We start from the raw sequence: 25,863 nt of genomic DNA on the forward strand, positions 1-25,863 counted from the left end.
ACTTGCGGAATGCATAACTTTAGCTTGCCTGATATAATTACGTTTAAAAATCAGTTAGCTTTGGAAGAGGCACAGTGGATTATGCAGTGTTTCTGCTTATACAACATACTGGAAAGACCAATATTAAATAATAATGATACTTTTAGTATAACTAAAGACACTCCTAATTTTTTACTTAAACATAGCGAGTGTAGGCATTTTGAGCAAAACGATTTATTTTATAATCCATATGGAATCTGGGCATTGGCTAGAAAGGGAATTGGGCCAAAGGAAAACGGATAGTATATAGGTCTGAAAATAATTCGAGAGATAAAGAAGCTTACTATAAAAACGGTAGATAGTTTTTGAGAGTATTTTTCTTTTATCGTATATAACAAAAGAAGCAGCAATGTCATGTTAGGATTACAAAAAACAATAAATATAAAAAGTCGATTAAACGACCTATTCACTATTCCCAGCTTTAAGAAAACTGCAAAAAAACCTCATTTCACGCTAGTCACCAACGGTACGGCCATTGTAAATAGGATTTATCCAAATAAGAGCAACCAGACAATATGGAACATAGTGTAATGGATAAGTACGATAGCAGGAGGGTATGCTGTCAGTTCATATGGTACAAATATAAGAGTAAATAATTTTCAGAAAAATTAATACCCACAAAAAACAATGACCGAACTGCAGCCTAAAGCTGCAGTTCGGTCATTGTTTTGCGTACCAGCTGATCGGCCATTCGTGTCGTCTCCGGCAGTCGATAGCGGGGAGCCAGCCGCAGAATCCAGTCATTCGCTGTTTCCAGACTAATCCGGTGCCCCACAGACACGAACACAGGCTTCACATCAGTCTGTGTGCGAAGTACACTGCCCACCTGTTCCTCTCCATCGATCAAAGGAGATGCAGATCCGCGAGTATGTCCAGGCTCTGTATATTCCCCAACCAGTCTTGTCTTGCCGCAACCAATAGCCGGTACATCAAACAGAACGCCCAGATGGCAGGCCAGTCCGAATCTTCTCGGATGAGCGAGTCCCTGACTGTCGCATACGATCAGCTGCGGCTCATGTTCAATCTGCTGCAGTGCCTTGATGACCGGCGGCAGTTCCCGAAAGGAAAACAGTCCTGGCAGATAAGGGAACTGTACCGAGTCTTTCACCGTAATCGACTCGATCGTTTCCAGGGTAGCTGCATCCAGAATGACGACAGCTGCGATCAGCTGATCGGTATGTTCGCTGTAAGCTACATCGACCCCGGCAATATACTGTATATCCGGCAGCTGATCCTGCGTGACAACCTGCTTGGCCAGTTCCTTTTGGAGTGCTATTGCTTCCTCTTTATTTAAATCCCAGCGGTGCTGTACATTTACTTTCATAATCGCTTTTCCACCTATCGGTATGTATTGGTAACCGGATGAACACCAAAATATCTGCAGATCATGAGGCAATAAGAGCTCCATGTAACGCATGAGAACGCGGATCACGACTTCATGCAGATCGGAATGATGGTTTTCATATTCCATATCATACATAGTATAATGGCAGAATGTAAACGAGTATCTTCTGGATTCGAGTGGATCGACTTCCATTTACAATCTATTCTGGCAGGTGAGCATATATGGTGAACATACATATCGAGTATGGTGAGCATATTATTGTGGCAGTGCGGCTGGCAGGGTGCTGGAGCTGGTATGTCACGGAAAAGGAACACTGGTTTATGGATCTGCCGCGTTTCCATCAGGCTTTTATCGATAAAGGATATGATCTTTCTGCTGATACAGACTATGGATACCGGTTTGATATTCCGATTTTGAATGAGCATACGGCCTCTTCTTTTCTGGCTTGTATAAAAGATGAACAGGTAAGCGTAGAGGCGCTGAGAGCAGGGCTGATCATGCAGCTGAGCAAGTATGGCAGCGATCCCGACGCGCTGGCCGGATGGGCGCCTGCGCTGCTGGTGGATTTTGATAACAAGCAGTTATCTTCCTATTTCCCGGAACCCGCTTCGTTTGAACAGTATGTTCCTGAAGGGTGGACCGGACATTACGAGAATTTTACCGGGCAGCTGCCTGATCCGCAAAAATACTGGGTAATCAATGAGCATGACTATTTTGCCAACAGCTGGCAGTGAAGAATAGTCCATGGAAGCACATTCCACTACATTAACCACAGGAGTGCATACATCCGATGAACAAGCAAGTACGACTGCATTCTTCCTTCTATTATCTGATTGGCACACAGACCCTTTCGAATGCCGCGGATATTATTTATATTATGGGCATTGTCTCGCTTGTGATGGCAGGTACGGATTCGATTCTGGCGGGTGTATTTGTGCCGTTTTTTCGGTCATCTTCCCAGCTGATCAGCGGTCTGATTGCATCGCTTATGCTGGTAAGGTTCCGACTGAACCGGCTGCTTCTTTTTTGTCAGCTGGGACAGTTTGTTATTTTCGCAGCTTTGGCACTGTATTTGTGGGTGTACCGGGATAGTGCATCGCTGACCGTGATTTTCACCCTGATCTTTGGCATGTCCTTTCTGGATGGGTGGACGACACCGGCGCGCAACAGTCTTGTGCCGCGCCTTGTTCACCGGGACGAGCTGCTGCGGGCGAATGGGATGATCTCGGTCAGCGACCAGATTATCCGCTGTGCAGGCTGGGCGATGGGAGGTATTCTGGTCGCCTGGATCGGTGCTCTGCCTACTCTGATGCTGGCTGGCATCTTTTATGCGGTTGCCATGGTCTTTACTGCCTTTATCCGTGAACCGCAAGGGCATGAACAGGAAAATATGCCGGATATGACGCCATCTTTAATTGCCCAAAGAGGAGAAGCTGCCTCTCCGGAAGAAGAAAAGACGGCATCGCTGCCTACAGGCAGTGAACGCGAATATATGAAGACGCTGACCGAGGGCTGGAAGCTAATCTGGCGTATCCGCAAAGTCCGCACGATGATCTTTATGGATATGGTGGATATGCTGGGCGGCTCGGTGTGGGTAGGGGCATTTATCCTTGCTTTTGTCGTACAGGTACTGCAGCAGAGCGAAGAGTGGTGGGGATTTATCAATACCGCTTATTTTGCAGGAGCGATTGGTGGCGGGCTGCTGGTCGTTGGAATGGTCCGCTGGCTGCAGGGGCGGGAGTTCCGCGCGATGCTGCTCGGTATTGCCATCTATGCGGCTTTGACGCTGGTCTTCGCCGTCACGACTAACCCGTATATCTCATTGCTGCTCGTGGTAGCGATGGGACCTGCGGCGGAGCTGGCAGCTGTTAACCGGCGTACACTGCTGCAGCTGAGCGTAACGAGGGAACAGCTGCCCAAGCTGCTTTCTGCCCAGGATGCCACATTGAATTTCACTTTTTGCATCTCTCTGCTCATTATGGGCTGGATCGCCGAGCAGTTCGGAATTGTCAATCTGTACCTGCTGGCAGGATTAATGTCCGTATGTGCACTGGTTGTCGGTATACTCAGCCGTTCTGCTTTTCAACAGGAGGCGACGATGAAACATTCGGAAAAATCACTGAATTCTTAAAATAACAGGGTGGTGAACAATCTCATCACCCCACTTTTCGTTGGATGTTCCTCGCATCATCCTTTACATGAAAACGAAGAAATGCATGCTGGGTGGATACCAGTATATATCTTCTTCGTCTTATTCAAAGTAACTTATAGTCAAAAGAATAGTTATAACAAAGAGTTAACGCTATTCTCATATATACAAATGAATATAAACCTAACACGAACTTTACTCCTATTTTTTTGAGTCTTATCACCCTGTTTTTCCCAATTCATGTTACTGTATAATAAGGAGATTATATAATAGGGGGTTTTTGTTTTGAAAAAGTTAAGCGTCGTATTACTCGGAGCAGCAGTAGCTGTATCTCTGGCAGCCTGTGGTAATGATCAAGCAGCCAAAGCACCGGCAACCAATGCACCCGCAACAGGAACAGAAGCAGCAACGACTGCTCCCGCAGCAGTACCTACAGCAGACGAGCTGCTGACCAAAGCCAGTGAAGCGGCAGCCAAAGTGAAAAGCTATGCTGCAGAAGCTATCATCAAGCAGGATATCAAGGTTACTGTGGATGGCAAGGAACAAGCAATGCAAAATGAGAACTCCACAACTATGGAAATTGTACAGGAGCCGATGTCTGCTCACATGAACATTTCCACCAAAGTGGTACAAAGTGAACAAAACCAGGAGCAACAACAGGAACTGTACATAACAAATGATGCTGTGTATATGAAAGCCAATGACACCTGGCAAAAAGCTCCCGAATCCGCGAAGCAGCAGTTTGTGGATCTGATCAAACAGCAGGGTACCCTGAAAGACACACTGGATCGCATGAAAACCATGGCAAGCGACACCAAAGTAACGGATGAAGGCGACCACTACAATCTGGTAGCTACCCTTACCGGTGACAAAGTCAAAGAGCAAGCGCAAAAATTCCTGAGCGGCGATGCTGCCAATGCTCAAATGGCTGAAATGATGAAGCAAATGAACATTCATGATATGGATGTGACTTACATGATCGACAAAGAAACTTCCAACCTGACCGCAGCTGCTGTCAAAATGACCATGGATATGGATCAGCAGGGACAAAAAGTCAACCTCGTTATGGATATGGACAGCACCTACTCCAAATACAACGAGTTCGATAAGATTGAAGTACCGGCTGATGTAGTAAAAAGCGCGAAATAATTAATTTTAAAAAACACTGCATAAGCACAGAAAAGGCTGTAAATTCAATGATCCTATGGATTATAGTGAATTTACAGCCTTTTTCTGTAATTTACAGCGAATATCTATGATAAATCAGGGAAAAGCAAGCTGTTTAGCAGCGGTACCGACGTGGTATAATAGATGTAGCTACACATTCTATAATCAAGAAAGGATCAGGATACCATGTGTCCCCGAAGGATGATTTCCCAAAGGACGATTTGGAAACGTTATGATCTCTCCTATACTTAGCTTTTCCGTAGAGTAGTCATTCACTTGGACCTATTCTTACGGAAGAGGAGATAATTGTATGCGAAGGACAAAGTCCTCCAGGTGTACCTCCCGTAAGAAAAGGTCTTTTCAGACCACACTTACGAGAAAACGAGGGAGCCTGTATGAGGAGAAGAACAAATTGGAACACAAGTTGGATGGTGGCAGGGAAACAAATCTTGGCCATACTATTGGGTACGTTTATTCTGGCGTTTGCTTATTATCATATTAATTTTTACAACAATCTGTCGGAAGGCGGATTTGTCGGGTTGGCGCTGCTGGGCAAGTATCTGTTTGGCTGGTCACCCGCATGGAGCACATTTGTACTGGATATCCCTGTTATTTTATTGGCCTGGTGGATCAAAGGACACCGTTTCATGGTCTACACACTGATCGGGGCCGCGTCATTTTCCATTTTCTATTCGGGATTCGAACAGCTATCGTCGTTTGTCGTGGACTTACACGGGAATCTGCTGATTGCAGCAGCTCTATCCGGTCTGTTGACCGGTCTCGGAGCGGGTATTGTGCTCCGTTATGGAGGGGCCACTGGAGGCGACGATATATTATCGAGATTGATCAGCGAATGGAAAGGCTGGAAGATCGGTAATGTTTTCTTTGTAGGGGATATTGTTGTACTGGGCTTGTGCCTGTTCTTTTTGCCTTTCAAAGAAACCATGTATACGATGCTGGCGGTCTGGCTGGCAGGTAAAGTCATTACCTGGACCGTAACCGTCAAGGTCGATATCAAATTGCCCCATCTTGCACGCTCTGTGAAACCGACACCCCCGGTGAAATTACCGGTTCAAACGGGATCCGCAGCGAGGCAGTCATGATGATGCGATTGGCATCCGCCAATAAAAAGAGGCCTATCAGCATAACCCATGGGTTAGCGCTGATAGGCCTCTTTTGCATGCAGTTGTATAAGATAATAATGATTCTTGACTTCGAGGTGCACAGCCGGAAAGTTAGACCGAATGGTGCGAATTGCGCGTTGCTGCCTTTTTCTCTACCATATAATAGCTGAGTATGGCCCCAATCATACCGATCGCAGCGATCAGGCCGCCGGTCAGCGGGACATAGACCAGACCTGCATGTGTAATCACGACCCCACCGATAAAGGCACCAGCTGCATTACCCAGGTTGAGTGCAGAATGGCTCGATGTAGCAGCCAGGCGTGGCGCTTCGTGAGCCAGATTCATAATACGCAGCTGAATACCCGGCATAATACCAAAGGCTGCTGCACCCCACAGGAAGATAACGACCAGAGTCAGCCATGGAATATGCAGTACGGCAGACAGGCTCATCAGCATGACAGACAGGATAGCGAAGATCGTAATAATCGAAGGCATCAATTTCCAGTCAGCCAGCCTTCCGCCGACAATATTGCCCAGTGTAACGCCAATTCCATACATAACGAGAATCCAGGTGACGTTGCTTTCCTGGAAACCGGTGACATCGGTCAGCATGGGAGTTATGTACGTAAACACGGTAAACATGCTGCAGCAGCCAAAAGCGCCGGTTAACAGCACAAGCAGCACCTGCGGCTGGAACAGACTGCGTACTTCCTTCGCAAGACTCGGAGCAGCAGATTGCTCAATCCGCGGTATCAAAAAGATAATGCCGATCAGTGAAAGGACACCCATGATCGTAATTGCACCAAAGGAAGCACGCCAGCCCATCTGCTGACCGATCAGAGTGCCAAAGGGAACGCCGATAATGTTGGCGATCGTCAATCCGGCGAGCACCATCGAGACTGCACCTGCACGTTTGTCCGGACGGACGAGCCGGGCAGCGATCAGTGAACCGGTACCGAGAAAGGTACCATGAGCCAGTGCGGTGACGAGCCGTGAACCCATCAGCAGCCCATAGCTGGGAGCGAGTGCAGCGACAAGATTGCCGATGATAAAGATCACCATAAGCAGACAGAGCAGCTGCTTCTGGGCAATACGGTTTGTCGCAATCGTAAGGATAGGCGCACCTACAGCCACGCCAAGGGCATAGCCGGTAATCAGCTGGCCGGCCTGTGGAATACTCACATTCAGATCATTGGCGACATTGGGCAGCAGTCCCATAATAACGAACTCCGTCATCCCGATTGCAAATGCGCCTGCAGTCAGGCACAGCAGGGCAGCCGGGAAACGGTCATGTTGCGGAACTGAAGGTTCCGGTGAGACAGTCGTTTGCATCATTTCTCTCCTATTTCTGAAATTACTCTATATTTCTGATATATTCATACTAACATTTCAAATTGTAAATGAACATCATTTTACCCGAGAGGAAGATACCTTATGCTGGACACCAGTCAGGAAAAACAATTAAGCAAATGGATCAGCCGAATTCTGCGGCACTCTCCCGAGCAGTATGGAATTGTACTCGATGCGGAAGATGGTTCCTGTCCGATCCGTGATCTGGTACAGGTGATTTCGCAGGATCGCAAATGGGACTTTGTCACCGAAGAGCATATTCGCTATGTCGCCGCTCGTTCGGACAAGCAGCGCTTTGAGATAAATCAGGACCGGATCCGGGCAAGATATGGACACAGCCGCCCGGCTGTACATTATGAACCGGCAGTACCGCCGCAAATACTGTATCATGGAACTTCCGAGCAGGCCTGGGTAACAATCCGTCAGGAAGGACTCAAGCCGATGGGCAGACGATATGTACACCTGTCGGCAGGGGTATCCTTTTACGATGCCGGTCATGACGTATGGTTGTGTGATAGTATTCCGGCCAACTGTCTCAAGCCCTCCGATCAATGATCGATATCAAACCTCATTTTGTTCAGAAGACACATATAAAAAGCAGCGCTGTAACAGCCGCCGCTTTTTTGTGTTTATAGTTATACTGCGAGTTAGGCTTTCACAGTCAGCTTACTGCAGACAGGACAGAAACCCTGATGAAATCAGGCTCCGGCCTGCAACACGCATTTACTGTTGATTCTGCCCCAGGTCAAATGCTTCTGCGAGCAGACGGTAAGAGCGGATACGTGCTTCATTATCATGAATAGCCGACACGATCAGCAGCTCATCCGTTTGGTAATCCGCTGCAAATTGAAGCAGCTTCTCACGCACCTGATCCGGCGTACCTACAACACGGAAGCGGCGGGTATCCTCGATATGTTTTTTTTCGGCAGAGGTATACGGATACTCTGCTGCTGTCTTGGCAGAAGGCAGATACGGCATTGGACGATTCTCGCGCAGCATCAGGAAATAAAGGTCGTTACTGCGCATATGGTACTCGGCTTCTTCCTCGGTCTCCGCGCATGACACGGTGATCGCCGCCAGCGAATTGGGTGCAGATGCCATCACAGACGGCTGGAAATTCTCTTTGTAATGCGCAACAGCATCTTCCCCGCCTGCAGTCCCGAAAAATTGGGCAAAGGCATACGATGCGCCTGTCATCGCCGCGAGTTCTGCCGTACCGCCGCTGGAGCCGAGCAGCCACAATTCCGGAATGGTAGAAATACTCGGCTCAGCGATAAGCCCGGCAAACCGGTGATCCGATGGCGTAGCATCATTCAGATAGCCGATCAGATCGACAATCTGCTGGGGATAACGGTCTGCGCTGTGCATGGAAGGGAATTTGCCTTCCTGCAGGGCACGTGTAGCGAGCGGCATACCGCCTGGTGCGCGTCCCACACCCAGATCAATCCGGTTCGGATACAGAGCTTCGAGCAGACGAAAGTTTTCAGCGACTTTGTAGGCACTGTAATGAGGCAGCATAATGCCGCCGGAACCGACGCGAATGCGCTTGGTCTGGGAAGCGACATGAGAGATCATAATCTCGGGACTCGAATGAGCGAGACTGGGAGAAGCATGATGCTCTGACATCCAGAACCGGGAATAACCCAGCTCATCTGCTGCCTGAGCAAGCTTCAGTGTATTTGTGAGCGCATTGGATGCGTCATATCCTTCATTAATATGAGACTGGTCAAGCACGCCTAATTTCAACATGAATGTTCACCTCGGGTTTGTATTTGGCCAAAATAGAATCGTTATCTGCTTTATCGAATATAGAAGGTAGGTGCCAAGCTGTTTCAATAATAAATATTTGGTAAAAGCGATAATCGATCTGCTGCTGTAACCAGCATACACAATTCGTAACTTTTTAATACTATGTTACTTTAATACCGTAACTAATAGTATAGTCCATTTTCGTGATAAATACAAAAAGTTCTCTATTATTAAGCTTCTATTCCTATCCCAAGGATTGACTGAGACAACCGGTATGTACAGGTTGGCGATCATGATCGGTAAATAAAAGTGTTTGGTCTATGGGCTGTTCGGGCAGTACATTTCCCGGATGAGTTCTGCAAACTGTCTGGCAGCCGGAGTCATATCATTCCAGGACAAAGCAGCTATCCCGATATCACGTACCACGGGCGGCTGAATCTCCTTGACAGTCAGTGAATGCCGGACAGAAGAGAGACTGAACCGGGAAACGATACCGATGCCCAGATATTGACCTGTCATATGCACCAGTGTCTCTACACTCTGCACGGTCAGACTTTCCCGCATGGTCACTTGGTTATGCTGCAATGCGCTGAGCAAAGCCGCTTCATGACCGCCTGTACAAAAAATAAGCTCCCCGTCATACTGCTCCAATGCGATGCTCTCCTGATGTATCAGCGGGTGATCATCCGGAATAATGGCTACCATCCGATCATGAATTAGCACATGCGTGTCCAGATGATCAAAGGGGGAAGAGAGAATACCAATCTCCACTACACGCTGTTCCAGCCATTCCCGGATTTGCTGGGAAGTGCCTTCCTTGAGTTCAATCATAATTTGAGGATACCGGGAACGAAACAAACGAATAACCTCCGGCAGCAGGTTGGTTGTTGCCGCAGGAAAGGAACCGATCCGAACTTTGCCGCGCAGCAGCTGATTTTCTTCACAGGCCAGCTGCTGCATTTGCTGCTCCAGCTTTTTCATTTGCCGTGCCAGCAGAAGCATCTCCTCTCCAGCAGCGGTAAGCAGCAGGCCTTGATGTTTGTCCCGTATAAATAATTTGATTCCGAACGATTCTTCCAGTTTACGGATACCTTTGCTGACAGCAGGCTGGGAGATGAACAATTGTCTCGCTGATTCCGTAATATTCATCGTTTCGGCGACATGGATAAAGATATCGAGCTGATTCAGATTTATAGTCATCGTTATATCATAACCTATTGGTTATACCTTTCTACCTAAATTGATATTTTAGTTATCTGTATGCTTTCTTTATACTAAAACAGATTCGGCTGCAATAAAAGGCAGCGGGTGGAGAATGAATCTATAGCAGAGTAGAAACAGACAACATCAGGCGGACAGAAGGGAGCGAACATATTGAATTCACAAATCAGTACATGCGAATATACGACGGAATCAAATGCACAAACAGATCGACCCATTTCATTTCCATGGTCTGGACTGCTGGCGCTGGCTATGACCGGATTTATCTGTATTCTTACAGAAACGCTGCCAGCGGGATTACTAAGGCAAATAGGTGAAGGGCTTCATATATCCGAAGCACTGGCAGGTCAGCTGGTTACTTTATACGCGCTTGGTTCACTGGCTGCTGCGATACCGCTGACGACACTCACACGCAGCTGGCGAAGAAAGCCGTTGCTGCTGGCCTGTATCGTCGGATTTTTGATTTTCAACTCCATTACGGCGCTTTCAGATCATTATATACTTATTCTGGCTGCCCGCTTTTTTGCCGGTATGGCTGCTGGTGTCGTATGGGGAATGACTGCCGGGTATGCAAGACGAATGGTGCCCGAATCCATGCGTGGTCGGGCGATGGCAGTAGCGATGTGCGGTACACCGCTGGCTCTGGCGCTTGGTGTACCGGCAGGGACTTTGCTCGGTCATCTGATAGGGTGGAGGCTGGTGTTTGGGGTGATGTCGCTGCTTACCGTGGGACTGATTGCATGGGTGGGATATAAGCTGCCGGACTTGCCCGGTCAACAGGACAGTCAGCCGCTGAAGCTTAGCAGCGTACTTACCCTTGCCGGAGTACGCCCGGTGCTGATCGTGGTCCTGGTCTGGGTACTGGCACATAATATGCTGTACACCTATATCGCCCCCTATCTGCAAGCATCTGGCTGGGGAGAGCGTACAGGTCTGGTGCTGCTATTGTTCGGCCTCGCCTCGGTGGTTGGGATTGGACTGACCGGTGCCGGAATCGACCGCTGGTTGCGTCAGCTGGTACTGCTCAGCACAGCAGGCTTTGCCGCAGCTGCCTGTGTGCTTGGTTTGGCCAGCCACCTGCCGTTATTGCTGTACACAGGAATCGTACTCTGGGGACTTACGTTTGGAGGAGCAGCTACACTATTGCAGACAGCTCTCGCCGATTCGGCCGGTAAGCATGGTGATGTTGCCCAATCCATGCTGGTTACGATGTGGAATCTGGCAATCAGCGGCGGCGGGCTGGTTGGCGGTATTGTGCTTGAGGCACTTGGAGTTTCTATTATACCCTGGTTGGTGTTCTTATTGATGCTAATCGCATTGGGCATTGCAGGGCTGTCGCGTCGACATGGATTTACATCGGCAAGGAATAAAAGTACTGCTTGATCAAAAAGGATAATATACGTAAAAAGAAAAAAATCCGCCTTTCCCATAGGGAGGCGGATTTCGCTTATAATAACCTGCAAATATAACCATCTGCAAAAGATCATCATACTCGTTTGTCACATCAAACCATTTTATTCGAGATTCGCATGGTTGGTGAACATCGCTGCAGAATCGCCGCCGCGCTTGTCCATCAGACTCAGCATAATGGCATCGAACAGCAGTAGGATTGTCTGTTCAAACAGTGATCCCATCGGCTGAACGGTCTCGTAGCTGCCCTGATCTGCCGGATCTTTGGGAGAGCCGGGTACCTGGACAACCAGATCAGCGAGCTGACCGATAGAAGATTCAGGGAAAATGGTGACAGCTGCCAGTGTTACATCCGCTTTGGCTGCTTTTTGCGCCATAATATGAAGCCCTTGTGTTTCCCCGGAGCCGGAAGCAATGATCAATAGATCCCCTTTACCGGCTCTTGGCGTTACCGTCTCACCTACTACATACGCATCGAGTCCAAGCTGCATTAGACGCATAGCCAGCGCTTTGGCCATGAGACCGGAACGACCTGCACCTGCGGTGAAGATTTTACGGGCACTGAGAATCTGTTCGGTCAGCTGTTCTACCTGTGCAGCGGGAATCGCGGCCAGGGTACCCTGCAGTTCCTGCAGAATCCGATCGAAATGTCCGGAAATGCCGGTTACTGTGTTCATGGATTACGCCTGTGCGATCAGATCGCGAATCTGGGAAGCAGCAGCAGCTTTATCGTCCTGGCTGGTGATTCCGCCGCCCACAATAACGAGATCCGGGTTGGCTTTGATCACTTCCGGCATCGTTGCCAGTTTGATACCGCCAGCTACAGCTGTTTTCGCGTTTTTAACGACACCTTTGATGGTTGCCAGATCTTCAAAAGGATTCTGTCCGGCAGCCTGGCCGTCATAGCCAGTGTGTACACAGATGTAGTCAACGCCCAGATCGTCCAGTTCTTTGGCGCGAGTGGCAATATCTTTAACGTTGATCATGTCAACGAGTACTTTGCGTCCCTGTTTTTTGGCTTCGTCTACACAGCCTTTGATTGTCAGGTCGTTACTTGCACCGAGAACGGTGATGATATCAGCACCGGCTTCGGAAGCTTTCATAATTTCATAACCACCAGCGTCCATAATTTTCAGGTCAGCCAGTACTTTCAGATTAGGGAAAGCTTCTTTCATTGCTTTGACTGCATGCAGCCCTTCATTAATAACGATTGGTGTACCAATTTCCACGATATCGATAAAAGGTTCCACTTCCTTAACAAGTGCGATACCTTCCGGGATGTTTACAAGATCCAGAGCGAGTTGAAGTTCCATAAGATTCATTTCCTCCTGTAAGATACCGTTTTGCACGGTATGAATTAGTATAATAATACGATGCGAACAATAGGAATTAATAGTGGAACAGGCAGATAATTTTAATCATTTTCTGTCTGTACCTGTTGCGTTCGCTGTAGTGCTAGTATAAAGTAAAACACGTGCCTTTTGTAAGTACGCACTTTTTATTTACATAGTGTCTAAAAGTATACTATGGGCAATAATGCGGGTTGAGACCATTATATTTGATAATCCATGGAGGAATGAATAGATGCGTGAACGTATATTTAACTGTGAAAAAGAATTAACCCTGTCCGTGATCGGCGGCAAATGGAAAATGCTGATCCTGTGGCATCTCGGCAAAACAGGAACCAAGCGCTTTGGCGAACTCAAGTCGCTGATTCCCGGTATTACCCAGCGAATGCTAGTCAGTCAGCTGCGCGAGCTTGAGGAAGATCTGATCATTCACCGCGAAGTGTACGCAGTCGTCCCGCCCAAAGTGGAATATTCGCTAACCGAGATTGGGGAAAGCCTGATGCCGATTCTGGATGCGATGTACAACTGGGGCAAGAACTATATGGAAGTGGCCGAAATTGAGCCGGTCGAGATCAAGCCGGCACTATGGGAATAAACGGTAAGAGAGAAGAATTTCAAATAAAAGTGTAACAGTCCTTTGTTTACGGTTATAGATAAAGAGAGCCAGAAGACCAAGGAGGAATTACACAATGAACATTACAATCATCGGAGCCAATGGACAGATCGGCAAAATACTCGCACAAAAATTAACCGGTGCCGGAGAGCATCGGGTGACCGCTGTTATTCGCAAGCCCGAACAGGCAGATGCCTTTGAGCAAATGGGCGCCCAAACCACGATTGCGAACCTGGAAGGTACAGTGGATGAACTGGAACAGGCCATTCAGGGGGCAGATGCTGTTGTATTTGCAGCAGGTTCAGGCGGCAGTACAGGGGATGACAAGACACTGCTCATTGACCTGGATGGAGCTGTGAAAAGTATGGAAGCTGCCGAGCAATCCGGCATCAAACGCTTTGTACTGATCAGTGCCATGTTCGCCTATGATCGCAGCAAATGGTCAGAATCAATCAAGCCTTATTATGTCGCCAAGCATTATGCCGACCGGATGCTGGAAGCCAGTTCACTGGACTATACGATTATCCGTCCAGGCGGCCTGCTGAACGATGCAGGTACAGGACAGATCCAGATAGGTGAACAGCTCAGCGAAGGCGGCAGTATTCCGCGCGAAGATGTCGCTGAAGTGATCGCTCATGTGCTGGATCAGAAGCATACGTACCGCAAAGGATATGATGTAATCTCCGGTGACCAACCAATTGCGGAAGCTGTACAGTCACTCGTCAAGTAATACTGTATACGGAGTAGCATCATTCATCCATAGCTGAAATACAATCAAAACCCGGCTGCCACGAGGCATGCCGGGTTTTTTGGATAGTCTTTTACTTCTTTTTGCCTTCCGGGTGATTTTCATCCCATTCTTCCGCTTTGGAAGTACCGATCGCAATTGCACGTCCTTCATCATAGCCCTCATCCAGCAGAGCATTGGCAATCTCGACTGCTTTCTCGCGTACACGCTCATCCAGATTTTTCATGGATGGGGGATAGTCATTTTTGGTCCATGGCATAAGTATCACTCCTTTGTACATAATATGTTCGGATCACCTGCTTAAGATGACAACTGGTATTCCACTTTTCCCAGGCTGTGCCTCTGTATACCATGTACCCGTACCAACCAAGCATCGAAACGCAAGAAGGATGCCATGCTGCATTTACTATGGGGACAAGTGAACTGCTCTGCTGAACCTGTCGACGGCGAAAAAGATAAACAATACAAAGCCCAACACAACAAGCCCCTCGATCCTGTACAACGGAATGAGGGGCTTGTTGTGTATTTAAAAGATAAGGGTTAAAAGAAGGCTAGGAAGCTGTAACAATTGCTTGATGTCAGGCTGCTGCATTATTGGTGCTATAGTGCTTCATCGCTTTTTGATGGTCGGGATATTACTGAAACAATACGTTATATTCGCCGTATCCTTCTTCTTCCAGCTTTTCTCTCGGTACAAAGCGCAGAGCAGCAGAGTTGATACAGTAGCGCAGTCCATTAGGACCCGGACCATCGTCGAATACATGACCGAGATGGGAATCCGCTTCACGGCTGCGAACTTCGGTACGCACCATAAAGTGGGTGAGGTCCATGTTTTCTTTGACATGGTAGTCACGGATCGGACGGGTGAAGCTTGGCCAGCCGCAGCCGGAATCGTATTTGTCGGTAGAGCTGAACAGCGGCTCACCCGATACGATATCCACATAGATGCCGTCGCCGTGATGATCCCAGAATTCATTGTGGAAAGCAGGCTCGGTACCATTTTGCTGGGTAACCTTGTACTGCATCTCGCTCAGACGGTTTTTTAGATCGGACTTGTCGATCCGAGTGGACCAGTGCTGCTCGATAAATGCGTCACGACCGGAGCCTTTGCGATAGCGTTTGTAATGACCCGGATTTTTTTTGTGATAATCCTGATGATAGGTCTCCGCTTCGTAAAAGGTCTGGGCTGGTGTAATCTCGGTTACGATCGGCTTGTCAAAACGGCCGCTGGCCTGCAGCTTCTGCTTGGACGCTTCCGCCAGTTCGCGCTGACGCTCGTTATGATAGAAAATACCGGTACGGTATGAAGATCCACGGTCATAGAACTGTCCGCCTGCATCGGTCGGATCAATCTGCTGCCAGAACAATTCCAGCAGTTTCTCATACGGGAAAATGGTCGGATCAAATTCGATCTGTACCGCTTCCGCATGACCGGTTGTTTCCTTGCATACTTCTTCATAGGTCGGATTCTCGGTATGTCCGCCTGTATAACCGGAACGAATACTGATAATGCCCGGCAGTTCCTCAAAAGGGGTTACCATACACCAGAAACATCCACCGGCAAAGGTTGCTTTTTCGTAATGGGATTCGCTCATTATATGATTCACTCCATTCTTGAGAGATAGGTAAAAGATAATGGTTTACCGTATAAAATCCATTTGTGGATTGTTCAATAAGATTTTATACAATTATAATTATAAACCATTTACTATAATAAAACCAAAGATGTCCTGATTTAAATCAATTATATCAAATTTTATGAATACGACGAAAAGTATATATACAATATAGTTATAGATAATATGATGTCATTGTTGTATAATCTTGTTGTTGTTCAGAGATAGTTTCCAAAGGGGAGTAGCTTCCTACAATAAAGTCGTCATTACGGGATTAAGTCTCCGGCTTTATTGGCAGTATATAAGCATTATACTGTTAGCGAGACCTTTGCCTGATTACGTAATTGGGTGAGGTCTTTTTTGATGCCTGCAACGCCATCACCCAATTACGGTGGTGGCGTTTTTATGTCTAGAGGCTGCCTTGTGACTTTCATTCCGGCGGTTGCCGAAAACAAAAGGGGATGGAACGTATGGAGTTGTTTACCGTGGAATTCTGGATAGCCCTCGCATCGATCATTTTGATTGATCTTGTACTGGCTGGTGACAATGCTATTGTCATCGGTATGGCTGCCCGTAATATTCCCAAAGAAAACCAGAAAAAAGTAATTGTCTGGGGGACGGTCGGAGCGTTTGTGATTCGAGCGATTGCTACACTGCTGGTCGTTTATTTGCTGAATATTACCGGTCTGCGTCTGGTCGGGGGACTGGCACTGGTGTATATCGCCTACAAACTGCTGGTCGAAGAGAAAGAAGACGACAATATCTCGGCCAGCAGTCAGATGTGGGCAGCGATTCGTACCATTATTATCGCGGATGCGATGATGGGATTGGATAATGTGCTGGCGGTTGCCGGTGCGGCCCACGGAGACTTCCTGCTGGTGATTGTAGGACTGGCCATCTCCATTCCGATTATGGTCTGGTGTAGTACATTGATCCTCAAGCTGATTGAGCGTTTTCCATGGATTATTGCACTCGGGTCCGCTATTCTGGCCTGGACGGCTGCGAAGATGATTATCGAAGAGCCGCTGATCAAAATGTATTTTGAAAACGGCTTTATCAAATACGGCTTTGAGCTGGTTGTGATTGTACTGGTGGTCCTGATCGGACTGCGGGTCAAGAAGAGGAATGCCGAAGCCAAAGCAGCTGAAGAAGTCGCCCTGTAAGAGGAAGGCGGACAGTCTGTAGTGAAATACGAAAAGTTAAAAGCAGACGATAAAAGAGAGAATTCTGCTCGAAAATGCAAAAGCCGCTGATCAGCCACTATTATTTCTTTCCGACAGATTGTGGAGACATCGAATCAAATGGATGTCAGCCCGGAATGCATAAGGAAAGGATATGGCAGATCAAGCGGCTTTTTGCATGCATTCATATGCATGGATGGAAGGGATGGCTGTATAGTATGCGCAGCCATCCGATTGTCTTTCTGTCGTCAGAGGCTGGTACTGCTTTCGCATATGGTTATAATAAGAGAGTGGATTTGGCAGCGTGTTTTTGAATAGTTGCATTTTATTTCAGGCTGAAGGAGAATTCATCATCATGGAAAATGGAAGCAAAGCAGGACAGCGTCAACGGGTAGCTCTGGTCGGCATCGGCGGGATTGCACAAAAGGTCTATTTGCCTCTTCTGTCCGCACATTCGGGAGTGGAACTTGTCGGTGTGGTCAGCCGCTCGGAAGCTACCGTACATCAGACGATAGAGACATACCGATTGATCCAGGGAAGTACAGAGCTGGATGACATCGCAGGTTGGGATGTGGATGCCGTATTCGTACATAGCCCTACCTCAACCCATTATGATATCGTGACGCAGTGTCTGCAGTTGGGATTGCCTGTCTATGTGGATAAGCCTTTGTCCTATCATATGGAAGAATCCCGCCGGATGGCTGCCATGGCCGAAGAACATGGGCTTCTGCTGGCGGTTGGCTTCAACCGCAGATTCGCTCCTTTTTACCAAAAAGCAAAAACATGGTTTGCTGAAGCTGGAGGATTTGACTGGTGTGAAGCAGCCAAGCATCGGACAGGTATGCAGCGTTCCTCTGCCAGGGAGACGGTCTATGATGATCTGATTCATATGCTAGACCTGCTGCTGTGGCTCGGTGGTGATGATTATGAGCTGCTGTCCAGTCAGCTGTGTCAGCACGGAAGTGGAGCTATGCTGCATGCATCAGGTATGCTGTCGCTTGGCAGGGAACGCTATGCCAGCTACAGCATGGCACGCAGCGCCGGAACGGATCTGGAGAAACTGTCTCTTCATGGAAGCGGTCGGTCGGCAGAGGTGGTTAATATGGAGAGTCTCTGTTTATATGAGAAAGACCGACTGCCGCAATATGAGAGCTTTGGCAGCTGGGATACGATTTTGCAGCGCCGCGGTTTTGCGGGAGTGGTCGACCATTTCCTCGATCATCTGCAGACGCCGGAGCAGTGCAGCATCCGTGCTGATCGGGTGCTGAGTACGCATCTCCTGGCAGAACAGCTAACAGTCGAATTATAGAAATGGCATAATAAGATATACTGAACTATCGAATATAGGTCACAGGCAGACCATACGAAAGAGAGGGTACCGTAATGGATGATTATGAATTTATGACACGGGAAGAACAAATGAAGCGGCGTGAAGAGCAGGTATTGGAGAGCTACCGGCAGGATGAGGATATGATGATTCTCGTATTTACCCAGTGGTGTGTCAATCGGGGATTCGATGCCAAAGAAATGTACCAGCGTGCTTATCCGGATCAGGTCGATAATCCACGATTGGAGCAGGGCATGCGGCTGACAGTACCAAAGGAAGAAGCAGGTGATATTCCGGATGATACACTGCTCGGTGTATTGTCCGTATACGATAACGATGACCTTGCCTTTGTCGTTAGTGAAGAGATTGAAGCGCAGGAAGCTGCCCGCAGAAGACAGAGCGAAGAGTAGGCGGTTGCATTTTCTCCATTATCAAAGATAGGATGCAAAGGGTAGACGATTATTTTGCAAGAAGAGGGTTGTATATCTTTTGTATGGGTATGGCGGCATCAGTCTCTAGTGTGCGGCTTATAAATGAAGTCCGAAACCAGTAAAGTCCCGGTATATAACCGGGACTTTTTTTATAATGATTTTATAATATTTTTTACTATTAATATACTGTTCATTTGTGCCATTCACCGGCATGGTTATGAAGTTGTTCTTCATTAAAATAAAGTAAATGAAATTGGCCAGTAGGTGGAATAACAGATCAATCAGCGTACCAGCGTAATATTGGGAGCAGGCGGTGGACTCATGCCATCTCCGATAAAGAAGCCCGTATGCGGCGGTTGATTATACCCTGCATTCTGCCAGGCTACACCAAGGCGGTAGACCGGATCATGCATCAGGGTATAGATTTTGCTATCCGTTACTGCGGTAGTCGTATAGATGCGCAGGGCCGAGCTGTCAGCAGTTCGCCATACTACCTCTTCCCGCCAATCGCCGAGCAGATCGGCCTGCAGTGCGGGAGTCGATTTGGTACCGTTATTGGAGGCAGCTCCACTGGCGGTAAGCAGATTTTTGGTTGTGCTGCCAGTGTAGTCCCATTTATCAATTCGATTGGCATCCAGCAGTTCTCGCAGCGGATCGCCGTCCCACCAGATCGCAAAGTTGGTTGAAGAAGGCAGCTTGGTGCCGAGCTGCTGTCCGGTAATCGAATACAGTCCGCCATTAGCCCACACTTCAGCCCCGGCGGTACGCGGATCAATATCGGCTGCAAGCCCGCGGCCTACATCGGTACCTGTTTTGATTCCCCATAATACATCTCCGGTCCTGGCGTCATGCACTTCCAGACCATATGCGGAACCCTTGTCTTCATGCACTTGAAATACTTCCAGTCCGGAGCGTTTCGGGTTCAGGTCCCCAGCATGCATCGCATCGCCATGCCCGAGACCAGTTGTGTACAGACCTTTACCGTTGTCATCGACTGTCATGGAACCGTATAAAATCTCGTCCCGGCCGTCATGGTCCACATCGGCAATGCTGAGGTTATGATTGCCCTGCCCCGCATAGCCGGCATTGCCGGAAGCGGTAGAGTCAAAGGTCCAGCGTTTGGACAGCTGCGTTCCGTTCAGATCATAAGCGACCAGCATCGTTTTGGCGTAATAGCCTCGTGTCATGATCAGACTTGGAGTTGTCCCGTCCAGATAAGCGACAGCAGCCAAAAATCGATCTACCCGGTTACCATAGTTATCACCCCAGTCGGCGACTTTCCCGCGTGCCGGTTCAAAATCGATCGTATCCATTTCCCGTCCGCTGGCGCCTTCAAAGATAGTAAGGTACTCCGGACCTGAGAGTACATAACCATTGCTGGTACGGTAGTCCTTGCTGTCATCTCCGATGACTTGACCTGCTCCATCTACTGTACCATCGGCTGTCCGGACAGCCAGCTCGGATACGCCATCCCCATTCAGATCATAGACGATAAACGGGGAATAGTGAGCGCCGGCGCGTACATTGGGTCCCAGGTTAATTCGCCACAGCCGGGTTCCATTCAGCTTGTACGCGTCCAGATAAGTCTCGCCTGTGTAACCGGCCTGGGAGTTGTCTTTAGAGTTGGAAGGGTCCCATTTGACGATCAGTTCGTATTGTCCATCACCGTCAAGGTCTCCGGTACTCGCATCATTAGCTGTATAAGTATATGCTGTACCGTCAGGAGAAGTACCTCCTGCAGGTTTGGATAGAGGTACATTAAGATAATTATCAGCCCATACCTGCGCCGCTGCGGAAGAGGGCTGTTCCTTGCCGTCTATAACAGCCCTTACGGTGTAGGTCGAAGAAGAGGTGCCGGCAGTGTCCTGATAGTTGGTGCTGTTGGTCAGGGGAGCACTGTTAACGAGGGTATCTCCGCGATAAAGGTTAAAGGCGGTACCGGATACTTCGGTGCCAAGCAGCCGCCAGCTGACAAATACCCCTGTTCCGCTTTTTACAGCGACCAGTCCACGATCCAGGGCTTCCATTTGTCTTGGTGAAGCGGCATCCGCCGGTACAGCAGGCAGGATGGATAGACCCAGTGCACTGCATGTTAATGCTGCACTTAGCAGCATTGCAGTTGATTTGTGTCCGAGCTTGCTTTTTGCCAGTCGGGATTTTACTGTTTGAATAGCATTCATATATGAGTACCTCCTAATGTTAGCGTTTACATTTTGTCGGTAGACAGAAGGTTTACTTTACAAAGATAGATAGCAGGCCTGCTATTACGTCTCATCATACCGAACAGCGTATCCCCATTTATATAGTTATAAATTACTAAATTAAATCATATATTTAATTATACGGAATTTAATGATATAAAATTTGAGAAGTTCGCCTAGATAAGAATGAATTAATGCACACTTGGCAACCGAGTACGGATATGATTTAATGATAAATATTACGAATAAAAAAATTGTAGATAAATGTAGAAAATTGATATTGGAGGATAACGGAATGATGAAAGCTACCGGTATTGTAAGAAAAGTGGATGAATTGGGAAGAGTCGTTATTCCGATAGAGCTTCGTCGCATCATGAATATCGATGTCAAAGATGGACTGGAAATTTTCGTGGACAGCGATCGCATTATTCTGAGAAAGTATGAGCCATCCTGCATTTTTACAGGAGAGACAGAAGATCTGGTATATTTCAAGGGAAAGCTGATCAGTCGCAGCGTTATTAGTGAACTGACTGAGATACATGCTACAGCCAAAAAGAACTGACAGATACACGATATGCATATATCGAATATAGATATGGATGAAGGGCTGCGGAATGCAGCCCTTTTTGCAGCGCGTACATATGCACTTACATTATGCATTGACATATAATAAAGCTTATTCTTGAAGTCAGGTAATATGCTCCCGCTTGGATATCCGGAATTCTTTGGGGGACATGCCAAATTTCGAGCGGAATACCCGGTGGAAATACGTGTAGTTGGCGAATCCTGATGATTCTGCTACTTCTTCGAGCGGCATCGGGCTAAACATGATGCGCTCCTGAGCCATATTGAGCCGCACTTCCAGCGCGTACTGCATGATAGTCGTATCAAAAGCCTCTTTGAACAGGTGCACGGCTCTTGATACACTGATGCCAATATGCAGCGCAATATCCTCTAATTTAAAGGTGGAAGAGGCGTTCTCTTCGATGTAATTTTTGATCTGGTATGCCAGATAAGTTTTTGGTCCCCCGGTAGGCTGCTCGGCCAAATAACGATCCACAGACAGGCAAAGAATTTTCATGTAATGGGAAAGGATCTCGGGATACGGATTATCCATACGCCGCTTTTCCATCGAAATCTGACGCATCAGATCCATAATATTATCGGTCAGCGGAATCTTGAGCCGGGCGGGACGCTTGCGTTGATGCCACCACTCATCCGCCCACTCGCCTCCAAAAAAGATATGATAATCCCCGCTTTCCACTGCAGATTTTCCGGTTGAACCCGGCGTATAATCGATTCTTAGCTCATAAGGCTGATCAGGGGCATAGATATGAAAATCACCCACATCAACATTTACCAGTTGACCATTCTGCCGAAGCTGACAGCCGCCCTCGGTCTGGAAGCGAAAGAGATAGTTCTGTATTCCCTGAGGCTCATGCATATGAAAAGGTTTACGGTGAAAGGAATATCCTGCTGTATATACTTTACATTCTTTTCCATGTCCATCCATTAAAAGATCCTCATTTCAGCAACAAATTTAAATTTTGACCAAATAGTTCATGTTTTAATCATATTATTCATTTTAATTGATGCGGTTAAGTAATACTATGGTTACGAGTTCAAAAACACCATAATTAACAAACGGACAATGGTATGAATAAGTCCAGAGCATACATAAGGGGTTATCATACATTGGCGAAGACTAGAGGAGGGTTACCTGTGAAGCGAATGAAGGCCGGATTAGTCGGATGCGGTAACATCAGTGCTATTTATCTACAAAATCTCAAATCCAGTCCGGTTGTCGAAATTGTGGCATGCGCTGACATGGTGATTGCAAAAGCGAAAGAGCGGGCTGAAGAATTTGGGATTGTAAACGTCTTCACTCCAGATGAAATTATGCAGCAAGAGGATATTGAGTTGATCATTAACCTTACGATTCCTGCCGCACATGCGAGTGTCAATCAGGCAGCTCTGTCTGCAGGCAAGCATGTCTATGCCGAAAAGCCATTCGCCGTATCACTGGATGATGGACGACGGACCCTGGAAAAAGCCAAAGAAGCAGGCAAAAGGGTTGGCAGTGCACCGGATACTTTTCTTGGAGCCGGTATTGAGACTGCACGTCACGCTATTGAGAGCGGTATGATCGGACGCCCGATTGCAGCTTCTGCTTTTATGATGGGAGCAGGACCGGAATCGTGGCATCCGGATCCGGAATTCTTTTACGCCCCTGGAGGCGGACCAATGTTCGACATGGGACCTTATTATTTGACAGCGCTCGCAAGCCTGCTTGGTTCCATGACAAGAGTCAGCTCTTCAGCCGGTATTCTGATGCCGGATCGTATCATCCACAGCGGTGCCAAGGCCGGTACGCCAATCCGTGTACAGACGCCTACGCATCTGGCCGGAACCGTTGATTTTGAGAATGGTGCAATTGCCACGATGGTGACGAGCTTCGATATTCCCGGAGGATCGCAGCTGCCGCGTATGGAAATTTACGGTACAGCAGGCACTCTGGATATCCCTGATCCCAACTTCTTTGACGGAGATGTGCGCCTGAGACGTGCGGGTTCTGATGAATTTGAAGTTCTGCCGCCGGTATTCGAGCCCATCAACAATGATCGCGGCAAGGGTGTTAACGAGATGGTACAGGCCATCCGGGAGAATCGTCCGCATCGTGCAAGCGGTGAACTGGCTTATCATGTTCTCGAAGTAATGCATGCCTTCCAGCGCTCTTCTCTTGAGGGCAAGCATGTTATTATCGAGAGTCGCGCAGGTTACCGGCAGAGCAATAGCTGACCGCAGACCTGATCCGAACGGTATCCTGCCCGCTGATATGTATCGTTGACGGCAAGCTCAAGTCATACGAATATGGTTTGTAACGACAACCAGATATCACATCAATAGCTGTAATTAATTACTATAACTATGATACAGGAGTGATTGAAGCTATGTTAAAAGTCGGATTGCAATTATACACAGTACGTGAGGATCTGGAACGCGATTTTGAAGGGACGATTGAAAAGGTAGCTGCGCTTGGGTACCAGGGCGTTGAGTTTGCCGGTTATTACGGCAGAACGGCAGAACAGGTCAAAGCGGTGCTTGACAAGCATAACCTGGAAGTAGTCGGTGCCCATACGCCGTATGCAGATCTGCTGGAAGATGCACAATCCCTGATTGATTTTAACAAAGCTATTGGTAATCGTTATATTATCGTTCCTTATCTGACTGAAGAGCAGCGTGGCAATTGGCCGGAAATTTTCGAAAATCTGCGTAAACTTGGTGAAACTTGCAATCAGAACGATGTGGTATTACTGTATCACAATCATGATTTTGAACTTACAGAAAAGATCGGCGACCGTACCGTACTGGATGCCCTGTATGAAGAGATTCCTGTCGATCTGATCCAGGTGGAGCTGGACAGCGCATGGGTGGAGTACAGCGGTTATAGTGCGGTTGAATATATTGATAAATATGCCGGCAGACTGCCAATTGTACACTGGAAAGATTTCAAACGTACCAGTGACGGTATCCAGATGATGGAGCTTGGCGAAGGCGAAGCACCGGTAGCGCGCATCGGTGATGCGGCAGACAAAGCCGGAGCGGAATGGATCGTGGTCGAACAGGATAACAGTCTGCAGGCTCCAATGCAAAGTATTGAACAGAGCATGAACTGGGTGAAAAGCTATGGCGCCAAAGGAGGCGTCGTGAATGTCTGATCAAGTACTCCGTATCGGTATTGTCGGCTGCGGCGGCATTGCCCAGAACAAGCATTTACCCAGTCTGTCCAAGCAGCCGCTCGCCAGTCTGGTAGCCTTCTGCGATATAGTGGAAGAACGTGCTTCCGAAGCGGCCGAGCAGTATGGTACCGAAGATGCCAAAGTATACACCGATTACAAACAGCTGCTTGAAGATCAGACGATTGATGTGATTCACGTATGTACCCCCAATGATTCGCACGCTGTAATTACAGTGGATGCACTGGAATCGGGCAAGCATGTCATGTGTGAGAAGCCGATGGCGAAGTCGACTGCCGAAGCACGCACGATGGTGGAAGCAGCGAGGCGTACTGGCAAGAAACTGTCCATTGCCTACCAGAACCGCTTCCGTGATGACAGCCTGTATCTGAAGCAAATGGTCGAAGAAGGCGATCTGGGAGATGTGTACTTTGGCAAAGCGCTCGCGCTGCGCCGACGTGCCGTTCCGACATGGGGAGTCTTCCTCGATGAAGAAAAGCAGGGCGGCGGGCCGCTGATCGATATCGGTACCCATGCGTTGGATCTGACACTCTGGCTAATGGATAACTACAAGCCAAAAAGCGTTATGGGAACGACATTCCACAAGCTGGGTTCCCGCAAGAATGCAGCCAATGCCTTTGGCCCGTGGGACCCCGAGAAGTTTAAGGTAGAAGATTCGGCATTTGGCTTCATTACAATGGAAAATGGTGCTGTCATTTCACTGGAATCCAGCTGGGCGATCAACCTGCGTAACTTTGCTGAAGCACAGAGCATACTGTGCGGTACCGAAGGCGGAGCCGACATGACTGATGGACTGCATATCAACGGCGAGAAAAACAGCCGACTGTATGAAAGCAAGATTGATATGGGTTCCGGAGGGGTAGCTTTCTATACGGGCGGTTCCGAGCATGAAGCCGACCGTGAAGCGAGAATGTGGCTGGAAGCGATCGTAGAAGACAAGGAACCTCTGGTCAAACCCGAACAGGCATTGATTGTGACACAGATTCTGGAAGCGATCTACGAATCGGCACGTACCGGCCAAGCGGTTTACCTGGAATCCTAAGCTGGAGAGACAGCATGGACAAAATAGTCATTTAAGGTAATTT

Annotated in this window: 26 protein-coding genes; 16 read left to right on the top strand and 10 right to left on the bottom strand. The window is 48.0% G+C overall.

What is annotated here, in order from left to right; translation table 11 throughout:
• Positions 1-9: 9 nt before the first annotated feature.
• Positions 10-282, top strand: coding sequence for a hypothetical protein (locus tag M1D61_RS07970; RefSeq protein ID WP_458121873.1), 273 nt, complete (start codon positions 10-12; stop codon positions 280-282).
• A gap of 400 nt (positions 283-682) precedes the next feature.
• Here M1D61_RS07970 and nfi read toward each other — a convergent pair whose 3' ends face one another.
• Complete coding sequence (gene nfi, locus M1D61_RS07975; protein WP_458121874.1) at positions 683-1,363, bottom strand: deoxyribonuclease V; 681 nt, start codon at positions 1,361-1,363, stop codon at positions 683-685.
• A 242-nt stretch (positions 1,364-1,605) separates the two neighbouring features.
• On the opposite strand from nfi, the gene M1D61_RS07980 reads away from it, so the two are divergent.
• The 4 genes from M1D61_RS07980 (at position 1,606) to M1D61_RS07995 (ending at position 5,803) form a co-directional block, all read left to right on the top strand.
• A complete protein-coding gene (locus M1D61_RS07980; RefSeq protein ID WP_458121875.1) occupies positions 1,606-2,118 on the top strand; it encodes a hypothetical protein in 513 nt (170 codons plus the stop codon).
• A 56-nt stretch (positions 2,119-2,174) separates the two neighbouring features.
• Entirely contained in the window at positions 2,175-3,515 is a 1,341-nt protein-coding gene (locus M1D61_RS07985) for an MFS transporter (protein ID WP_458121876.1), read from the top strand.
• Positions 3,516-3,818: 303 nt separating this feature from the next.
• Positions 3,819-4,682: a DUF6612 family protein gene (locus tag M1D61_RS07990; protein ID WP_458121877.1), complete on the top strand. Its 864-nt coding sequence runs from the start codon at positions 3,819-3,821 to the stop codon at positions 4,680-4,682.
• A 446-nt stretch (positions 4,683-5,128) separates the two neighbouring features.
• Entirely contained in the window at positions 5,129-5,803 is a 675-nt protein-coding gene (locus M1D61_RS07995) for a YitT family protein (RefSeq protein ID WP_458122447.1), read from the top strand.
• Positions 5,804-5,935: 132 nt separating this feature from the next.
• On the opposite strand, the gene M1D61_RS08000 is transcribed toward M1D61_RS07995, so the two are convergent.
• Positions 5,936-7,156 carry an MFS transporter gene (locus M1D61_RS08000; protein ID WP_458122448.1) on the bottom strand — a complete coding sequence of 407 codons (1,221 nt, stop codon included), beginning with the start codon at positions 7,154-7,156 and terminating at the stop codon, positions 5,936-5,938.
• Positions 7,157-7,258: 102 nt separating this feature from the next.
• Between M1D61_RS08000 and M1D61_RS08005 the strand changes: the two genes are divergently transcribed.
• Entirely contained in the window at positions 7,259-7,729 is a 471-nt protein-coding gene (locus tag M1D61_RS08005) for an RNA 2'-phosphotransferase (protein WP_458121878.1), read from the top strand.
• 168 nt (positions 7,730-7,897) lie between these two features.
• On the opposite strand, the gene M1D61_RS08010 is transcribed toward M1D61_RS08005, so the two are convergent.
• On the bottom strand, positions 7,898-8,923 hold the full coding sequence (locus M1D61_RS08010) for an LLM class flavin-dependent oxidoreductase (protein ID WP_458121879.1): 1,026 nt from the start codon (positions 8,921-8,923) through the stop codon (positions 7,898-7,900).
• Between the two features lie 318 nt (positions 8,924-9,241).
• Positions 9,242-10,123, bottom strand: coding sequence for a LysR family transcriptional regulator (locus M1D61_RS08015; protein ID WP_458121880.1), 882 nt, complete (start codon positions 10,121-10,123; stop codon positions 9,242-9,244).
• A gap of 174 nt (positions 10,124-10,297) precedes the next feature.
• Between M1D61_RS08015 and M1D61_RS08020 the strand changes: the two genes are divergently transcribed.
• Complete coding sequence (locus M1D61_RS08020) at positions 10,298-11,527, top strand: MFS transporter (protein ID WP_458121881.1); 1,230 nt, start codon at positions 10,298-10,300, stop codon at positions 11,525-11,527.
• A 131-nt stretch (positions 11,528-11,658) separates the two neighbouring features.
• Here M1D61_RS08020 and hxlB read toward each other — a convergent pair whose 3' ends face one another.
• Both hxlB and hxlA read right to left on the bottom strand, forming a co-directional pair.
• Positions 11,659-12,231 carry a 6-phospho-3-hexuloisomerase gene (gene hxlB, locus M1D61_RS08025; RefSeq protein WP_458121882.1) on the bottom strand — a complete coding sequence of 191 codons (573 nt, stop codon included), beginning with the start codon at positions 12,229-12,231 and terminating at the stop codon, positions 11,659-11,661.
• Between the two features lie 3 nt (positions 12,232-12,234).
• A complete protein-coding gene (gene hxlA / locus M1D61_RS08030; RefSeq protein WP_046214911.1) occupies positions 12,235-12,867 on the bottom strand; it encodes a 3-hexulose-6-phosphate synthase in 633 nt (210 codons plus the stop codon).
• Positions 12,868-13,138: 271 nt separating this feature from the next.
• On the opposite strand from hxlA, the gene M1D61_RS08035 reads away from it, so the two are divergent.
• A complete protein-coding gene (locus M1D61_RS08035) occupies positions 13,139-13,498 on the top strand; it encodes a winged helix-turn-helix transcriptional regulator (protein WP_458121883.1) in 360 nt (119 codons plus the stop codon).
• A 94-nt stretch (positions 13,499-13,592) separates the two neighbouring features.
• On the top strand, positions 13,593-14,246 hold the full coding sequence (locus tag M1D61_RS08040) for an SDR family oxidoreductase (protein WP_458121884.1): 654 nt from the start codon (positions 13,593-13,595) through the stop codon (positions 14,244-14,246).
• A 91-nt stretch (positions 14,247-14,337) separates the two neighbouring features.
• Here M1D61_RS08040 and M1D61_RS08045 read toward each other — a convergent pair whose 3' ends face one another.
• Both M1D61_RS08045 and msrA read right to left on the bottom strand, forming a co-directional pair.
• Positions 14,338-14,523: a DUF2188 domain-containing protein gene (locus M1D61_RS08045; protein ID WP_046214914.1), complete on the bottom strand. Its 186-nt coding sequence runs from the start codon at positions 14,521-14,523 to the stop codon at positions 14,338-14,340.
• Positions 14,524-14,899: 376 nt separating this feature from the next.
• Entirely contained in the window at positions 14,900-15,859 is a 960-nt protein-coding gene (gene msrA / locus M1D61_RS08050; protein ID WP_458121885.1) for a peptide-methionine (S)-S-oxide reductase MsrA, read from the bottom strand.
• Between the two features lie 491 nt (positions 15,860-16,350).
• Here msrA and M1D61_RS08055 point away from each other — a divergent pair, with 491 nt between their 5' ends.
• From M1D61_RS08055 to M1D61_RS08065, 3 genes are all read left to right on the top strand, one after another.
• Entirely contained in the window at positions 16,351-17,043 is a 693-nt protein-coding gene (locus M1D61_RS08055) for a TerC family protein (protein ID WP_458121886.1), read from the top strand.
• 373 nt (positions 17,044-17,416) lie between these two features.
• The gene (locus M1D61_RS08060) at positions 17,417-18,370 is read left to right on the top strand and encodes a Gfo/Idh/MocA family protein (RefSeq protein ID WP_458121887.1); all 954 of its coding nucleotides are present in this window, start codon (positions 17,417-17,419) and stop codon (positions 18,368-18,370) included.
• A gap of 74 nt (positions 18,371-18,444) precedes the next feature.
• Complete coding sequence (locus M1D61_RS08065; protein ID WP_458121888.1) at positions 18,445-18,798, top strand: hypothetical protein; 354 nt, start codon at positions 18,445-18,447, stop codon at positions 18,796-18,798.
• A 302-nt stretch (positions 18,799-19,100) separates the two neighbouring features.
• Here the strand turns inward: M1D61_RS08065 and M1D61_RS08070 are convergent, their stop codons facing one another.
• On the bottom strand, positions 19,101-20,933 hold the full coding sequence (locus M1D61_RS08070) for a rhamnogalacturonan lyase (protein WP_458122449.1): 1,833 nt from the start codon (positions 20,931-20,933) through the stop codon (positions 19,101-19,103).
• A gap of 382 nt (positions 20,934-21,315) precedes the next feature.
• On the opposite strand from M1D61_RS08070, the gene M1D61_RS08075 reads away from it, so the two are divergent.
• Positions 21,316-21,582 carry an AbrB/MazE/SpoVT family DNA-binding domain-containing protein gene (locus tag M1D61_RS08075; RefSeq protein ID WP_458121889.1) on the top strand — a complete coding sequence of 89 codons (267 nt, stop codon included), beginning with the start codon at positions 21,316-21,318 and terminating at the stop codon, positions 21,580-21,582.
• Positions 21,583-21,708: 126 nt separating this feature from the next.
• Here M1D61_RS08075 and M1D61_RS08080 read toward each other — a convergent pair whose 3' ends face one another.
• The gene (locus M1D61_RS08080; RefSeq protein ID WP_458121890.1) at positions 21,709-22,533 is read right to left on the bottom strand and encodes an AraC family transcriptional regulator; all 825 of its coding nucleotides are present in this window, start codon (positions 22,531-22,533) and stop codon (positions 21,709-21,711) included.
• A 209-nt stretch (positions 22,534-22,742) separates the two neighbouring features.
• Here M1D61_RS08080 and M1D61_RS08085 point away from each other — a divergent pair, with 209 nt between their 5' ends.
• The 3 genes from M1D61_RS08085 to M1D61_RS08095 all read left to right on the top strand — a co-directional run bounded on the left by M1D61_RS08085 (position 22,743) and on the right by M1D61_RS08095 (position 25,820).
• On the top strand, positions 22,743-23,819 hold the full coding sequence (locus M1D61_RS08085; RefSeq protein ID WP_458121891.1) for a Gfo/Idh/MocA family protein: 1,077 nt from the start codon (positions 22,743-22,745) through the stop codon (positions 23,817-23,819).
• 152 nt (positions 23,820-23,971) lie between these two features.
• Positions 23,972-24,739, top strand: a complete 768-nt coding sequence (locus M1D61_RS08090; protein ID WP_458121892.1) for a sugar phosphate isomerase/epimerase family protein — start codon at positions 23,972-23,974, stop codon at positions 24,737-24,739.
• The gene (locus M1D61_RS08095) at positions 24,732-25,820 is read left to right on the top strand and encodes a Gfo/Idh/MocA family protein (RefSeq protein ID WP_458121893.1); all 1,089 of its coding nucleotides are present in this window, start codon (positions 24,732-24,734) and stop codon (positions 25,818-25,820) included. The genes M1D61_RS08090 and M1D61_RS08095 overlap by 8 nt, the downstream gene beginning before the upstream one ends.
• Positions 25,821-25,863: the final 43 nt, after the last annotated feature.

The organism is Paenibacillus sp. Z6-24 (assembly GCF_054161335.1).

Bases quoted from the DNA above. Each gene is read 5' to 3' on its own strand.
- M1D61_RS07970 (WP_458121873.1), top strand. From the start codon at position 10: ATGCATAACTTTAGCTTGCCTGATATAATTACGTTTAAAAATCAGTTA.
- M1D61_RS08095 (WP_458121893.1), top strand. From the start codon at position 24,732: ATGTCTGATCAAGTACTCCGTATCGGTATTGTCGGCTGCGGCGGCATT.
- M1D61_RS08045 (WP_046214914.1), bottom strand. From the start codon at position 14,523: ATGCCATGGACCAAAAATGACTATCCCCCATCCATGAAAAATCTGGAT.
- hxlA (WP_046214911.1), bottom strand. From the start codon at position 12,867: ATGGAACTTCAACTCGCTCTGGATCTTGTAAACATCCCGGAAGGTATC.
- M1D61_RS08070 (WP_458122449.1), bottom strand. From the start codon at position 20,933: ATGCTGCTAAGTGCAGCATTAACATGCAGTGCACTGGGTCTATCCATC.
- M1D61_RS07980 (WP_458121875.1), top strand. From the start codon at position 1,606: ATGGTGAACATACATATCGAGTATGGTGAGCATATTATTGTGGCAGTG.
- msrA (WP_458121885.1), bottom strand. From the start codon at position 15,859: ATGAGCGAATCCCATTACGAAAAAGCAACCTTTGCCGGTGGATGTTTC.
- M1D61_RS08075 (WP_458121889.1), top strand. From the start codon at position 21,316: ATGATGAAAGCTACCGGTATTGTAAGAAAAGTGGATGAATTGGGAAGA.
- M1D61_RS08055 (WP_458121886.1), top strand. From the start codon at position 16,351: ATGGAGTTGTTTACCGTGGAATTCTGGATAGCCCTCGCATCGATCATT.
- M1D61_RS08040 (WP_458121884.1), top strand. From the start codon at position 13,593: ATGAACATTACAATCATCGGAGCCAATGGACAGATCGGCAAAATACTC.
- M1D61_RS08015 (WP_458121880.1), bottom strand. From the start codon at position 10,123: ATGACTATAAATCTGAATCAGCTCGATATCTTTATCCATGTCGCCGAA.
- M1D61_RS07985 (WP_458121876.1), top strand. From the start codon at position 2,175: ATGAACAAGCAAGTACGACTGCATTCTTCCTTCTATTATCTGATTGGC.
- M1D61_RS08010 (WP_458121879.1), bottom strand. From the start codon at position 8,923: ATGTTGAAATTAGGCGTGCTTGACCAGTCTCATATTAATGAAGGATAT.
- M1D61_RS08065 (WP_458121888.1), top strand. From the start codon at position 18,445: ATGGATGATTATGAATTTATGACACGGGAAGAACAAATGAAGCGGCGT.
- M1D61_RS07995 (WP_458122447.1), top strand. From the start codon at position 5,129: ATGGTGGCAGGGAAACAAATCTTGGCCATACTATTGGGTACGTTTATT.
- M1D61_RS08080 (WP_458121890.1), bottom strand. From the start codon at position 22,533: ATGGATGGACATGGAAAAGAATGTAAAGTATATACAGCAGGATATTCC.
- M1D61_RS08060 (WP_458121887.1), top strand. From the start codon at position 17,417: ATGGAAAATGGAAGCAAAGCAGGACAGCGTCAACGGGTAGCTCTGGTC.
- M1D61_RS08000 (WP_458122448.1), bottom strand. From the start codon at position 7,156: ATGCAAACGACTGTCTCACCGGAACCTTCAGTTCCGCAACATGACCGT.
- hxlB (WP_458121882.1), bottom strand. From the start codon at position 12,231: ATGAACACAGTAACCGGCATTTCCGGACATTTCGATCGGATTCTGCAG.
- M1D61_RS08035 (WP_458121883.1), top strand. From the start codon at position 13,139: ATGCGTGAACGTATATTTAACTGTGAAAAAGAATTAACCCTGTCCGTG.
- nfi (WP_458121874.1), bottom strand. From the start codon at position 1,363: ATGAAAGTAAATGTACAGCACCGCTGGGATTTAAATAAAGAGGAAGCA.
- M1D61_RS08090 (WP_458121892.1), top strand. From the start codon at position 23,972: ATGTTAAAAGTCGGATTGCAATTATACACAGTACGTGAGGATCTGGAA.
- M1D61_RS08005 (WP_458121878.1), top strand. From the start codon at position 7,259: ATGCTGGACACCAGTCAGGAAAAACAATTAAGCAAATGGATCAGCCGA.